Source organism: Desulfopila sp. IMCC35006 (assembly GCF_005116645.1).
Lineage (GTDB): Bacteria > Desulfobacterota > Desulfobulbia > Desulfobulbales > Desulfocapsaceae > Desulforhopalus_A.
The window spans coordinates 481,581-495,092 of sequence record NZ_SWCM01000003.1 but is presented as its reverse complement, the minus strand read 5'-3'; the positions used below and the strand labels follow the sequence as shown (position 1 = coordinate 495,092).

Sequence of the window (13,512 nt, the reverse complement as noted above, 5' to 3'; positions counted from 1 at the left end):
CTGGAATTTACGAGAATCCTGACAACAGGATCTTTCACTGGGTCAACACCATGATCAGCAACGTAAAGAGGGCTATTCATGGAACATATCATTCTATAAGCTCAAAGCATTTACCTCGTTACCTGGCTGAATTTTGTTTTCGATTTAATAACAGGTTCTATATAGGCGCAATGATAGGAAATTTGATTAAGTATGCAGCCAATACGAAGCCTAGACCCCTGCGCCTCTTAAAGCTTGCGGAGTAAGAGGGGTAATCAGAAATACTTTTATCAAAAAAAGGATAAAATTATTCACCTCACGATTCAGGCTTCACCGACGATTAAGAATTTTTTTACCGGTGAATGGATGGAATGGTATGTATTTATAAAATCATTAGAGTATTTTCGTGATAAGCAGCTATCAATCTCTTGTTTAAGAAGTCTGATTGTGACCTTTCCAAACGAGGATGCTCATGAATTAGATGTGTTTTTCCTGATTAACAATAGCATTCCACTTTGTATAGAATGTAAGACAGGAGAGTTTCGACAAGATATTGAAAAATATTCTAAACTGCGGAAGCGGTTACACCTTGATAAAACGCAGTTTCTTCTTTGTGTGATTGGCTTAAGTCAAGAACAGGCTCAGGGATTGACCGCAATGTATGATGTAACATTTGTTAACGAGAGTACTTTTCTGCAGCACGTTGAAAAATTGTTATGATTTTTCCGTTTTTTTACAGGAAGTGCGAATGTAAGCTTTGGTTGATAAGGCTGGAGGATGGTGGGAATGCCTCGTCTCACCTTTAATAATTTGTAACTGTAAAATTATTCCATGATCCCCGAAAATCATGAGTTCCTGTTCGATATCCTGGCAGTTTGATAGCGCGCAATATGCGGCCTTGATGTTGGTTGGGAAAAATGTAACATGTTGTAGTTTTTTGATAAAATATGCATAAAAGTGGGTTTGACTCACGTCTCGTCAATCAGAATAATGAAATCATTGAAGATGCCGAATTCTTCCTGCGTGAAAGTCTCTATGTAGCCACTTGCGTTATCCGCAAGGTAACCAACGAGAGGAATCAAAGATGGGCTCTTCTGTTTCCAACCCAATCTGCCGTGTACCAGAGTACTTCTGACTATATTTTTAGATTAAGCGTGATTTTCCTTTGGTGTTTCGTGCATTACGAAATAAAGATTGCGGCAATAGACAAATAAACCGGTTGCCTGGCCTAAAATAAAGACTGGGTCTCGCTTGTAAAGAGCGTAGGCAAGTAAAGTGGTTCCACCGAAAAGGCTGAAATACCAGAATGCCACGGGCATTACCGACCTTTTTGCTCGTTCGCTGGCCAGCCACTGCACAAGAAAACGACAGGAGAAACATGCCTGTCCGATAAAACCTATAATCAGCCAAAGCGTTGAAGTACTCATCAGAATTCCTCTAGTTTATATTTCAAATTGTTATGTGATTACCACTAAAGTTCAGCTTGGAAGGTCCGAGGGAATATGAGGTGCCCTTTTCACGGGACGCCATAAACCCATCCCTGGGGGCTTGACCGCAGCCATCCAGGCTGCGGAACACCCGTGCAAAGGGCACCTCATATTCCCATATAGCTGAGGTTTAGTGGTAATCACAAATTGTTATGCTAAGCACCACTCGGGCAGATGCTCTGTCCCTGGTAAAAGGGGGATTGCAATGGCCTCTTGTTGATAAGCAGTAGTAAAAATCATATGGCTGATTCGTCCGATAGCATCACTACACAAATCAGCATGCCGGGAGTAATTATCTGAGCCGATACGAGTCCATCCAATAAATGCTAATATATACAGCAATGCCTCATTTGCAGCCAAAATGCTTCCAGAAAAAAGACCGCGCTTATTTTGGGCCAGACGTTAGACGGTAATGGATATATCGGCTGCGCATCCAGCGAAAAGCCAGAGTGTCAAAGAAAGGCCCTATGAGACGGTTGAAAAGATGATATTTGCTTGTTCCGGCATACCGTGGAGAGTGAGACACAGGGATTTGTTTAACCTTTCCCCCCTGCAACTGAACAAGAGCTGGTAGAAATCGATGCATACCTATAAAGAATGGTATATTCCGGGCATAGGAAGTCTTCACTATTTTTAAAGGACAGCATGTGTCCTTTATAGCATCATTGATCATCCATCGCCGATAACTGTTAGCAATTTTTGAGGACAATCTTTTAATCAGGCTGTCTTTTCTGTTCTCCCTGATGCCATTGACCATGTCGTATTCGGGAAAATATTCAAAATACGGAAGAAAATCGGCAGGATGTGTTTGTAGGTCGGCATCGATGTAACCGACCAATGTTGTCTCGCAGTGATCCAATCCAGCCTTGATAGCTACACTGAGACCATAGTTCTTGTCAAGCGACAACACCTGGCAGTATTCAGCCTGCAGGCATTTATTATGGAGGATTTTGCGGCTATTGTCCGTTGATCCGTCATCTATAAAGAGGACGCGGCTTGGTACGGAGCAGGTCCTGATAAAGCTGTCCATTTCGATGAAAAATGCCGGGAGGCTCTCTTCTTCGTTAAAAACCGGGACTATGATGGTGAGTTCGTCATTCATGATTTGGGTTCACTTTTGTTCAGAGAGTCACTCTGGATTGCTGGCTGAGCAATCCACTGTTGATAATTGGCAACAAAATCTTTCGCTGGGCTAAAAATCAGCCATCCATCACTATACTGCCTGGCTATTCCGGTTGTTTTTGACTGCTTATTGATCTTGATTTTCGTGAAGACCAGGCAGAAAGCCTGGGGATTATCAACACTCCATATTACCAATTCCTCGAATGTGTTTTGAGGAGTAACTGGTGTCAGCAGTCTACCCGAAAACTGAAATTGGTCCATCAGTTTTGGTGGAAATACTGCAACCGGTTTGTTTGCATCCTGTGCCTGTTTGATTTTTTCACCTATCACTGTCTGGTCGTAGATGGTATGCAGTGGGTCTGCAAGGGCAAGCTGGAGGAGTATTACCAGCAGCAACATACTGGACGACACTATCTTGACAGACTTGAGCATTGACTCAGGGCGGGTCATATACAGAAAGAGGCCGGCAGAAAATGGTACAACTGCAATCCATTTAGGAAGGTATTGCAACATTTCCCTGTCGCCACCATGCAATGACAATTGAGGGACGATAAGGAGCGCAAGAGACAACATCAGAAAAATAACCAATAACGGCACCTGGTCATATGGTGTTCGCTTTGGGACCGTGGTGACCGTATGAGCGATGAGCAGAGAACTGACAGGGAGTAAAGGCAAAATATAGTGGATCTGTTTCCCGCTCACACAGGAGAGGAGAAAAAAAGCAGGAAGCAAGGCGCATAGACAAAAACGTGTTGCAGCATCGAAAGATTTTTTCTTCCAGCCACGCCATGCCGGCAGCCAAAAAAACCAGGGGAGATAGAGCAATGGCAAAAGAAGGGCGTACCAATAAAAAGGCCTGCCATGGGCAAAAGCCTTGACCATACGTCCTGCCGTCTGACTAAAGAGTATTGCCTGTCGGTACTCTTCTCCTCCCTGTATTGCAGCCGGAATTGCCCAGCAAAGAGCAATGCCTATTCCGGCAAGAAGCGCTAAAAAAGAAGAGCCATACCATTTTCCCCAAGGCATGGTGTCTTTTTCACTCCATAGAGGGGCAAGCAATACTGGTGGTAAAACATAGAGGAGGACAATAGGCCCTTTTGCGAGTATGCCCAGGCCAATGGCCAAACTGAGGAAGGACCACGGCAAAATTGTTGCTGCGCGCCGTGCTGCCAGAATTGCGAGAAGGGCCAGCAGCGCTATAAAAGTCAACAGTGCATCGAACATGGTCAGGGAACCGTAGAGGCTCCAGACGAAGGTTCCCAGGAGAATAAATGGGGCAGCCAGCCGAACAGCCTTGTTTGCCGGCCATAAGATTTTCCCCAGATGCACCGTTAGTGCAACAGAACCGAACGCAAAAAATGGCCCAACCAGCCTGGCCGACCATTCACTTACGCCAAAGAGCAGCCAGGAAACATGGATAAGCCAGAATAATAACGGTGGCTTGTGACTGTACGGATGCCCATTGATATGCGGAACCAGGAAGTCGTTACTGTGCCACATTTCCCAGGCAACCGAAAGATATCTCGTTTCGTCTATCGGAATAAGTGGTCTGGCATAGATGGTAGAAAGCATTAAGATCAGGCATAATACAGTCCATTGCCAGTTTTCTGCTAATTTCTGTCTCAACATTTTGAATTTAATATTTTTTTCTGTTTGTTATTATCTGGAAAGATCCGACGATGCTTTGAGAACGGTGTAAGGAGGCTGGATATATTCAAAGACTTTTCCTGTCTTTTTCCAACCTTTCTCTCTCAATATGCTTGAGAAATTGAGGCTGATACCTACGTAAAAGGATCGAGTATCCTCTTCTTCCGCGTCTCCGTATCCTCTGGTATAATACCCTCCCGCGAGTTCAACATACTTGAGAAAGGTGTTTTCGAATCTGTCGAAACCATCGAGCTTGAGGACCATCGAATAATACTGATTAGAGTAATCATCAAATATTCCGTTGACGGGGACGTTGAAAACATACTCAACCCTGAGGTCAATTTTTCGATCAAGTTCCGGGTATCGTTGCATCAAGACACTCGTCAGCGCCCCAGCCGTGTTCATTGCCATATCTTCCCAGGAAAATCCCTGTGTTTCACTTGTTGCATCACCAATTTCCATAAAGGCCTGCACAGTCCATGCGGATAATGCTGCATATGTGTTTGCCTGTTTCGGGACGTATCCCCAGCTCGTGTAGAGGCCGGTAAGCGCATCGGAGAAGGCATAGGTTGACCACAAATGGCCAAGTTTATCCGCACCACCATATTTAGAGCCCTGTTCAAACCATCCTTCATGAGCCTTGTTCAAGCCGGCTGAACCGTAGTCCCAGGTCGCCAGTCCCCAAATTCCAATGGCTGTTGCGGCAGTGAGATTAGTGTAGAGCATCTTGTTAGCCTTTGGCTGCCTGGACCACCAGCTTTCTTGAGGATTGGCCAGCATAGTGAGATCGGTTTGCGCGTTTGCTGTTGAATCGATATATCCAGGTTGATTCGCTCCTGTCGCAGGGCGTGTCGGAGCGATAACATTTTGTGCTTCATCGGCTGTCGCCATTGCAATATTGAAGCAACTTACTAGGATCACTGTTGGCAGGAGTAGTTGTTTTTTCATGAGGTGTGTTATTTTTTGACTTTAAGTTTTTGCTGGAGCTGTAAAAATCACCCTAAGGGTAAAGCTGTCTTCCTCTGGGAGCAGGTAAAGTTTTGTGCTATACCGCATTGAATTGCAGGGTCAAACGAGTGCATCAGTTTTTATCGTAAAAGGATGAATGATGTCCTGAAGTCAATTGACAAACATTCCGCATGCTCCACGCTTCGTCACCCGTAAAACAATTGGCGCTATTGTATGTGGTTCAGATGAAGAAGCAGTGAAGTCACCCAGAAAAAAGTCTGGTTTTGCTTATGCATGGTCAAATCCGGCACTTGAAACTGAGTGTTTCGTCAGTGGCAATAAACTGAAAAATAGGTGATCTTTGTAGTAATAATAAATAGTTGAATGTTTGTGATGATGCAAGAATTGAGATGATAATTGAGGTGATCTGGTCTACGGAATATTGAATTGCAGGCAATGCGACAAAGTAGTATATTTTGAGCTTTAATCTGTTGTTAACCTGAAATCAATTTTGGCTGAATGGCTTGTCGACAGCTGATTTTACAAAAGAGGATATTGATGACTTTGAATTGGGAGGAAATTCCCTCTATAGACAATCTTAAGCTGGATTGGGATTATGAACCGGAAAATCCGCTGGGCAAGAGGTCGACGATACGACTGGGCAAAAAGCAACTGCTGCGTATACTTGACAAAAATTCCGTGCCGGTGAGCATAGCTCCAATAGTGCCGGCAAAGGTATTGGCAAAAAAATCCCATGAAAATGGGTATCTGATTGATCTTTCTGAAGAAGGTTTGGCGGTAACTCTTGATCGTGCGATAGAACCTGCTTCGCAGGTGAAGGTTGGTTTTTTTCTCGGGAAACGCAAAATTATTGCAAAAGGAATTGTCAGATATGTTTCTGTTTTGGCCGGGGAGTATCGCATAGGGATAGAATTTGTTCAATTAAGCGAGGAAAATGTGTTATTCATTAAGTCATTGCATTCTTCAGCTATTTACAAACTCTAGACCGCAGTGATTCTGAGGTGCTGTATCTGGTTGAACGTTCGACGCATGAATTAGAATGACAACTCTTTTCTAATAACCAAGGGTTTGTATCCAAGCACCGCATTCATATGGTGCAACAATGCGTGCTGGCCCTCTGTCCTCCATATCTCTGCTATCTTGGCATCAATTTCTCGATATTTTTCCAGTAACCTGTGAATATCCGCAAAATTTTCGGGAGAATCCTGAAAGGACTCATCAATGAGTCCCAGCCACAGGGAACTGACCCCCATAATGAAAGCTGGCCAGTTCTTCTGAAGATCCAGGGACCAGTGGGTGTCACTGGTGGCCTCAATGGCAGAAAAATTCGGGTGGTCTGGGTTGTCTGTGATGACTCTTTCTACAAGATTCGCTGATATGGCTCTTTTGAGTATTTCACTCTCATGAATTTCGGCAAAGACGGCAGATGCTATTTCAGGTTTGCTGTAAAAAATTAACGAGAATTGCTGGCCTGCCTGATCACGTGCTGCTCTTCGGTGAAAACGCCAATATGGGATATCGTCTATATGTCTGACAAGAACCGGCGAAACAACAGCATGGGCTAACAGAAGATCAATTACGAGATCAGGCCCGACATTGGCAGGCCAGACATTCTTAAATTTGCACCGCCACCAGTAGGTATTGTCCAGGACTTTATAGCTGGGAGGAACGTTGTGCACTGACACATCTTGAACAGGCTTATTGCTTGCACTGCATCCGCACATTAAGACTCCTGCGAAAAGAACCATTGCAATGATTTTTTTTTCAGTTAGAGAAGTCATTTAATGCCTCACTTTCTTTCCTAAAATACAAATGTTCTGTCTTTACGTTACCTTGCAAATCAGAGCCGATTGTGAATGCCTTTGCTGAGAGCAACATGCCGCCGAGAAATGATACATTCTTTGCTGTTGCGTCTGCGCAACTAGTTCTGATGAGCCAATTGGACCAGCACCGGTGGGGTTGGCTTGTCGTACAGAATCAAAAAGACCAGAAGCAGGAAAAAAATCGAGATCTGTAGAGCAAGCAGAAAGAATGTGGTGACGATCTGATTGGACAGGTTTTGTTTTGCCAAAAGAATCAGGTAATTCCTTTCATGATTATCTATAAACAGGTCCTTATCTTGCTGGGTAGGCGAATAGAGGGTGAACATGTTGTCGTGGGTTAGAAATGGCAGCGCTACGCCGGTTTTCTGATAAATTATCCGACCGGCAATGTGCCTTTCTTTTTCACTGTTGCCTGCAACCAGCAGCCTGGCAAATTCAGGATCAATTTTTTTCCCGCTATATTGTTCAAATGAACTGAGATTTGCATAGTTGCTGCAGAGCCCATAAGTTAGTATCGCAATGTTAAAGATAAAGATCCCTATAAATACAAAGGAGTAGACTCTTTGTCCGTCAGCTTGCAGGGTCCAGAAACTTACTGGTAATAAAATAGACAACAGAAGAAGTGCCGGGAATTTTATCATGGGCAGGAGGAAAATGTCTCTGGCAAAGATATAGCCCAGGACAATAACGATCCACAATAATACGGTAACAAAGGGTATATATTTCATGTTCGGAACCTTCTGCTGGATTTTTTAATTGACCTCCCTGTCATTGACGATGCCGTGGTCAAATGGTGCGGTTTTGCTCTGATAATGAATAGCTTATCACACTGGGCTCAATTTGGTCAGCAAATAGAGTTCCCAGATGATGACAGCTCCAAATACTGCGATACAGGAGGGGAACAGCATGGATGATACTATACGGTATCTCGCAGATATGACTGTGTGAAGTACAACCAGGATCAATAATGCAAATGCGGTAAGTCCATATTTGACGGTGATAAAAATTCCCGGACCAAGATTTAAATAGTAGCGCATTACCGGGTTGAGTTCCACTGCTCCTCGGTGTATGAGAACAAGGGTCAGCGTTGCGTCCAGCAGGCTCAACCCCAACACAATCAGCGTATAGATCAGTAAAGTCGGATGGTAATGATCAAGACGGGGGATGCGCCTGCAGTCCTCGGCACGCCGCAGGTTTCTCCTTTTTCCTTCGAATAACAAGAGCTTGTAGGAGCTGATATGTTCTTGTCGGCGGTCATGATCGGAGCGCCGCTCTTTGTTTGATAGTGTTTTCAAGTGGGTGGATTTATTCATTCTTACTCTTGCAATGAATTGGCACTGTCCCCGATCTTTGAGTGCCTCTTTAGTCTCCGCGATAAAAATAGGAAATCCTGAAATAAATTTAAAAGCAGAAGCTTACATTTACTTCCGGCGCGCTATACCGGTCAAGAGAGTCCGGAACAGAATACCCACTCTTGGGGAGTTAATGCAACCCTGCTGCCAAGTAAGAGACGATAACGACAGTGTCTAAAAAACGGGATCGCCTCATTTTTAGGTTCTGTCATTGAGGTAGATCCTGTTTGAGGGCACATGCTGCCTGGCTCCGACCAAGATTGTTTGGACAATCGCAGTCGGAAGTACGGATTATGGAGCGGTTGTGCTGAACACCACATCAACCCAATAGTTGGATTCGAGCCACCCCTGGCTGGGAAAGCTGCTTGTGGAGCCATAAGCATACACGCCGTTGAAACCGGAAACCCCGTCTGCCAGGGCGTGCAGCGGAGGGCTGTCCATCCCGTTACCGGCGAAGTAGCCTTGATCGTCGCTGTAGTGACCGACGTTGGTGTGGTAAGAGGCAACATATATCGTGTTGGCTGTGATGGGCACGGGTGTGGGGAAATTGACCTGTTGCCAGCCCGTCGCCGTTTCAGTGGCGAAAGTGGCGGTTGCGAGCAATGTACCTGTGCTCGTCCAGAGATTGCCAATGTGGATCCCGGTATTGGCGGTTGCTTTGTAAAAGCGGATACCGGTAATAAAACCATTTGTGTCCGAGCGAAACTTCACCCCCAGTTCGACCGCACTGTCAGGACCGGAGTCAATCAGTCCGGGAATGGTAGTACCAGGCCAGATAGTGGCATTCGTCTGTTGCGGTGCAGTGGTTATGATCAGATTCGTCGTGCCGGTTTTACCGCTGAGTGCCGCCGAAATGGTCGCACTGCCCGCGCTTACTCCAGTGGCGAGGCCGGAATTGGTGATGGAAGCAATACCGCTATTCGAACTGGTCCAGCTTGCCTGGGCGGTGATGTTTTGAGAACTGCCATCGGAGTAGAGTCCCGTGGCCGTAAACTGCCGCGTGGCTCCGGTTGTAAGAGTCGAGCCGGTCGGAGTGACCGAAATAGATGACAGTGTCGGTGTTGGTACTGTGGTCGCGTTAAATACCACATCTACCCAGTAGTTGGAAGACTTCCACCCCTGATTGGGGAAGCTGCTGGTGGAGCCGTAGGCAAATACGCCGTTGAATCCGGAGATCCCATCCGCCAGAGCATGAAGAGGCGGGCTGTCTTTACCTGCGCCGGCGAAGTAGTTCAGATCATCGCTGTAATGGCCAACATTGGTGTGATAAGAGGCCACGTATACCGTGTTGGCCGTGATGGCCACAGGCGCAGAGAAACTTACCTGTTGCCAGCCAGAGGCTGTCTCGTTGCTGAAGGTGGCCGTAGCCAGCAAAGTTCCCGTGCTTGTCCAGAGATTACCTATGTGGGTACCGGTATTGGTGCTGGCCTTATAGAACCGGATGCCGGTGGCAAAACCACTCGTGTCCGAACGAAACTTAACTCCCAGCTCGACCGCGCTGTCAGGACCGGAGTCAATCAGTGCTGGAACAGCAGTTCCAGGCCAGATAGTGGTATTCGCCTGTTGCGTGGTAACGACAATGCCGAGCGACCTGGTCACCGGGGTCGATCCCCCGGAATCCGATGCTTGAACCGTAAAGTTGAAGGTGCCGCTGGCTGTCGGTATTCCGGCGATGACACCAGTACTGCCTGCTAAAGAAAGACCCGTCGGCAGTGAGCCGCTCGCTATCGCCCATATATATGGCGGAGTGCCACCGCTTGCGGCCAAAGTTGCCGAGTACGATCCATTTTGTGTGCCGGCAGTCAGTGAGGCGGTCGTGATGGTCAGCGGTGTTGATTGTACAGCCAGAGTCGTATTGCCTGTTACGCTGCTCAGTGCTGCCGCGATGGTCGTAACGCCGGAGCTTACGCCAGTGGCCAGGCCGAAGCTGTTAATGGTGGCAACGCCCTTGCTCGAGGACGTCCATGTTGTCTGGTTGGTGATATTCTGGGTGCTGCCGTCAGTGTAGGTTCCGGTAGCGGTGAATTGTTTGGTAGCTCCGGTCGAGATTGTCGGGCTGACAGGAGTCACACTGATGTTGGCGAGTAAAGGAGGTTGAGCGGCACTGAACGCCACGTCGACCCAATAGTTAGAGGCATTCCACCCATTGTTGGGGAAGCTGCTGGTGGAGCCGTAGGCATACACCCCGTTGAATCCGGACACCCCGTCCGCCAGGAAATGCAGTGGGGGAGAGTCTACGGTGTTGCCGGTAAAATAGTTCAGATCGGCGCTGTAGTGGCCGACATTGGTGTGGTAAGAGGCCACGTATACGGTATTGGCCGTAATCGCCACGGGTGTCGCGAAGTTCACCTGCTGCCAGCCGGAGGCGGTCTCATTGGTGAAGGTGGCAGTAGCCAGCAGAGTTCCCGCGCCTGTCCATAAATTTCCAATATGGATGCCCGTATTGGTGCTGGCTTTATAGAAGCGGATGCCGTTAATGTACCCGCTTGTGTCGGAGCGAAACTTAACTCCCAATTCCACGGCACTGTCCGGACCGGCGTCAACCAGTAAGGGCACTGTAGTATTAGACCAGACTGAGCCACCATTGCCGCTGCCGCCACCGCTGACCGTGACATTCACGCCTGTCGAAGGAATTTCAATGTTACCGCTGTCGTCAGTGGCCCGACTGCGAATGGTGGTGGCGCCTGGTGTTGGCGACTGCCATGTATAGCTCCAGCTCGCCCTGCCCGTCGCAGGATGCCAGGTAGTCCCGCCGTCGGTCGAAATTTCAATCCCACCCACAACACCACCCCCTGCATCTGTCGCGGTCCCGGTGATCTGTGTCGGCGAGCCTCGTGTGACAGTCGAACCTGCCAGGGGTGAGGAAATAATGGAAGTCGGACGTGCTTGATCGGTTGAGGCCGTGGCCGGTACAAGTCCCGGCTTTAAGGTTGCCGGCTGTGAACCCATATCGGCAAAAAGATTGACTGTGGCCTGTTGCATGTTGATATCTGTTACTGATCCAACGCTGCTCTGGTCATGATTGGCATCCAGTCCCCAGGACCACTCATACGTCCCTGTAGAAAAAACGAGGGAGCCGCTCGCATGTCGGTAAAGAGTCACGTTGTGAACTGTGCTGCATGCCCCAGTGGTGTTGCCGAAGTCCAAAAGGCAGGCACTTGTCGTGGAAACAGGCGTGGTGGTAAGATGTATAATACCGGCTGGCCTGAAGCCGTTATCTTCATCCATATCGAGTTCGTCATGCAAGGTGCCGGGAGCAAGTTGTGCAGTCTGTCCGGCTGTTAATGTGGCCATGCTGGTGTTACGCCAGAACCGCATCTTGCCATCGGCCGCGGGGACCGTCATGGGCCCGCCCCTGTAACTGGAAGCAAACCGGGTAAGGGTGCCTGTCAAGGCATTTTCCGGACGACCACCGTCGGCAGGAGGGCTGAAACGCGGATCCCGCCAGGTGCCTGTCCAGGTCGGGGGATCTGCGGGGTCGATTGCCGCATTGGCCCAGGTCTCCTTGTAGCAGACCAGGGTTCGGTAAGGTGTGCCGGAGCCATCGATACTGTTTTCCCACCTGGTTTTCCAATAAATTGTATTTCCGCTGAAGAAGGCCAGGTTAACCCCGGCGTTGCGTGCCGCCTCCACGTTGCTCCGCTGATTTCCCGACCAGTATTCGTCATGGCCGTTTGTCATCCAGATCTTGTGATTGAGCAGCAGTGCTCCATTCCGGTCGGTGTCGACTCCGGTCGAATACGTGACGTTGTACCCGTTTGCCTCCAGCCAGCGCACCATCGGATATTCAGCGTTGAACACCCAGGTCTGCGGTTCGAACGATCGAGTCTGAAAGGGACGATTGTAGCTGATTTTGTAGGCGCGACAACTCGAATTACCGCCACCGCCGCCGCAACCATAAAAATTCTGCCCGCCGTAATAATTGTAGGCTTGCCATGCCGTATCAGCGGTCTGAAACAAGATGTCTGAGTTACTGGCATCATCACGCACAACAAATATGATATGACTTGCGCCACCGGTGTCGTTGCGTATGGCCCGGGCGAAATATATGCCGGACGTTGCATTGGCTGGTACTGCCCAGGATGCTGAAACAGCCCAGTTGCCACAGTCGGTAAGGCCTGTCATCTGGTCATACAGGCAGTTCGGCTGATTCTGTGGCAAAGGTACTGAAGGGTTTACCGTGGTGACGAGGCGGGCGCCGTTACCGCCGTAATACCCCATACGGTAAATATCCAGTCGCCAGGAATTTGAAGGGGTGTCGACTTTAAACTGGACGAGGCTGCCCTTGTTTACGCTAATGTTGGTGGCAAAGCCCTGGATGCTTGTGTCACCGGCAGGGGATGGAATATCCCAGGTACTCTGCGGAGTTCCTGGCAGACAGTTTTCCGCTTCGATGGCGTTTGCCGGTGAGGCACACGAACTCTCCGCCTTGCCGGCACTGAAAAGCAAAGCAGAGCTCACAAATAACAATGCACTTAACAGCCATGCCAGCTGTTTTTTGTGGTGATGTTCTCTGTATGATGTGGCGCCGTTTTCTTCATCGATTCCGCCTTGTTTTGCAGAAGATGACCTCTGCAAGGCCGGAGCAGCATACTTGTCAGCGTTATGCCGGTCCATTGTGCTAAAACTTTCCTGGAACAGGCGTCGCAGCGTCTGCCCGAGCCAACCTTGAAAAAGTGGAGAAGACTTGGCCGAATTCAACCTGAAAACAGGTGTGCTGTGTCTGGCTTTCATAAGAGTATCTCCTCACGGTTATGCAGGGAATTGTTGTAATTTCGGGCAGACATAAAAAGATCTTTTTGTTGTTACAGCTTGACGAGTGAACTCATGCCTTGCCGATAATAATTATCACTCTTGTTCATGAATCGTATGCACTTTTAGCGGGAAGTAAATAGCTGGATACTTGTGTATAAAAAAAATCATTATTGCAGTTTTTCCAGGTAAAACGGAACCTCCTGCAAACGGAAAATCCGGTTGCTTGACAAGGATATCTCTGGTGTTATCCTGCTGTTTTTGTGCCAAACGGACTTTCCGAGTGTAACATAACGGCAGGAAAAAAATTCTCGGGGGCGAATTGTTCTCTCCTGCCGGAAGGTGAACTTATCGGAAAATGCGTAAAATGGACTTGATTTG

Annotated in this window: 13 protein-coding genes; 3 read left to right on the top strand and 10 right to left on the bottom strand. The window is 47.9% G+C overall.

The window, feature by feature from the left end:
* The coding region (locus FCL47_RS08395) for a transposase (protein ID WP_136813034.1) at window positions 1-245 on the top strand (245 nt) is incomplete at its 5' end.
* The gene (locus FCL47_RS08390) at window positions 235-699 is read left to right on the top strand and encodes a Card1-like endonuclease domain-containing protein (RefSeq protein WP_255580662.1); all 465 of its coding nucleotides are present in this window, start codon (window positions 235-237) and stop codon (window positions 697-699) included. The genes FCL47_RS08395 and FCL47_RS08390, both read left to right, overlap by 11 nt.
* A 428-nt stretch (window positions 700-1,127) precedes the next feature.
* Here FCL47_RS08390 and FCL47_RS08385 read toward each other — a convergent pair whose 3' ends face one another.
* The 5 genes from FCL47_RS08385 to FCL47_RS08365 all read right to left on the bottom strand — a co-directional run bounded on the left by FCL47_RS08385 (window position 1,128) and on the right by FCL47_RS08365 (window position 5,183).
* The gene (locus FCL47_RS08385) at window positions 1,128-1,406 is read right to left on the bottom strand and encodes a lipid-A-disaccharide synthase N-terminal domain-containing protein (RefSeq protein WP_136813032.1); all 279 of its coding nucleotides are present in this window, start codon (window positions 1,404-1,406) and stop codon (window positions 1,128-1,130) included.
* 210 nt (window positions 1,407-1,616) lie between these two features.
* On the bottom strand, window positions 1,617-1,826 hold the full coding sequence (locus FCL47_RS08380) for a hypothetical protein (protein WP_136813031.1): 210 nt from the start codon (window positions 1,824-1,826) through the stop codon (window positions 1,617-1,619).
* A 25-nt stretch (window positions 1,827-1,851) separates the two neighbouring features.
* Window positions 1,852-2,568, bottom strand: a complete 717-nt coding sequence (locus FCL47_RS08375) for a glycosyltransferase family 2 protein (RefSeq protein ID WP_136813030.1) — start codon at window positions 2,566-2,568, stop codon at window positions 1,852-1,854.
* The gene (locus FCL47_RS08370) at window positions 2,565-4,160 is read right to left on the bottom strand and encodes a glycosyltransferase family 39 protein (RefSeq protein ID WP_167496418.1); all 1,596 of its coding nucleotides are present in this window, start codon (window positions 4,158-4,160) and stop codon (window positions 2,565-2,567) included. Before FCL47_RS08370 ends, FCL47_RS08375 begins: the two co-directional genes overlap by 4 nt.
* An 87-nt stretch (window positions 4,161-4,247) precedes the next feature.
* Window positions 4,248-5,183 carry a DUF2279 domain-containing protein gene (locus tag FCL47_RS08365; protein WP_136813028.1) on the bottom strand — a complete coding sequence of 312 codons (936 nt, stop codon included), beginning with the start codon at window positions 5,181-5,183 and terminating at the stop codon, window positions 4,248-4,250.
* 558 nt (window positions 5,184-5,741) lie between these two features.
* Here FCL47_RS08365 and FCL47_RS08360 point away from each other — a divergent pair.
* Window positions 5,742-6,188 (top strand): PilZ domain-containing protein, encoded by a 447-nt coding sequence (locus FCL47_RS08360; RefSeq protein WP_167496417.1) that lies wholly within the window; start codon window positions 5,742-5,744, stop codon window positions 6,186-6,188.
* 50 nt (window positions 6,189-6,238) lie between these two features.
* Here FCL47_RS08360 and FCL47_RS08355 read toward each other — a convergent pair whose 3' ends face one another.
* From FCL47_RS08355 to FCL47_RS24370, 5 genes are all read right to left on the bottom strand, one after another.
* Complete coding sequence (locus tag FCL47_RS08355) at window positions 6,239-6,928, bottom strand: hypothetical protein (protein ID WP_136813026.1); 690 nt, start codon at window positions 6,926-6,928, stop codon at window positions 6,239-6,241.
* A gap of 197 nt (window positions 6,929-7,125) precedes the next feature.
* Window positions 7,126-7,755, bottom strand: a complete 630-nt coding sequence (locus tag FCL47_RS08350; protein ID WP_136813025.1) for a hypothetical protein — start codon at window positions 7,753-7,755, stop codon at window positions 7,126-7,128.
* A 96-nt stretch (window positions 7,756-7,851) separates the two neighbouring features.
* On the bottom strand, window positions 7,852-8,340 hold the full coding sequence (locus FCL47_RS08345) for a DUF5658 family protein (protein ID WP_136813024.1): 489 nt from the start codon (window positions 8,338-8,340) through the stop codon (window positions 7,852-7,854).
* 330 nt (window positions 8,341-8,670) lie between these two features.
* Window positions 8,671-13,113, bottom strand: a complete 4,443-nt coding sequence (locus tag FCL47_RS08340; protein WP_205747251.1) for a DUF4082 domain-containing protein — start codon at window positions 13,111-13,113, stop codon at window positions 8,671-8,673.
* A gap of 114 nt (window positions 13,114-13,227) precedes the next feature.
* Window positions 13,228-13,401, bottom strand: a complete 174-nt coding sequence (locus FCL47_RS24370; protein WP_153306361.1) for a hypothetical protein — start codon at window positions 13,399-13,401, stop codon at window positions 13,228-13,230.
* Between the last annotated feature and the right edge of the window lie 111 nt (window positions 13,402-13,512).

Coding starts and splice junctions, on each gene's coding strand:
- FCL47_RS08385 (WP_136813032.1), bottom strand. CDS start 1,406: ATGAGTACTTCAACGCTTTGGCTGATTATAGGTTTTATCGGACAGGCA.
- FCL47_RS08375 (WP_136813030.1), bottom strand. CDS start 2,568: ATGAATGACGAACTCACCATCATAGTCCCGGTTTTTAACGAAGAAGAG.
- FCL47_RS08370 (WP_167496418.1), bottom strand. CDS start 4,160: ATGCTTTCTACCATCTATGCCAGACCACTTATTCCGATAGACGAAACG.
- FCL47_RS08365 (WP_136813028.1), bottom strand. CDS start 5,183: ATGAAAAAACAACTACTCCTGCCAACAGTGATCCTAGTAAGTTGCTTC.
- FCL47_RS08360 (WP_167496417.1), top strand. CDS start 5,742: ATGACTTTGAATTGGGAGGAAATTCCCTCTATAGACAATCTTAAGCTG.
- FCL47_RS08355 (WP_136813026.1), bottom strand. CDS start 6,928: ATGTGCGGATGCAGTGCAAGCAATAAGCCTGTTCAAGATGTGTCAGTG.
- FCL47_RS08350 (WP_136813025.1), bottom strand. CDS start 7,755: ATGAAATATATACCCTTTGTTACCGTATTATTGTGGATCGTTATTGTC.
- FCL47_RS08345 (WP_136813024.1), bottom strand. CDS start 8,340: ATGAATAAATCCACCCACTTGAAAACACTATCAAACAAAGAGCGGCGC.
- FCL47_RS08340 (WP_205747251.1), bottom strand. CDS start 13,113: ATGAAAGCCAGACACAGCACACCTGTTTTCAGGTTGAATTCGGCCAAG.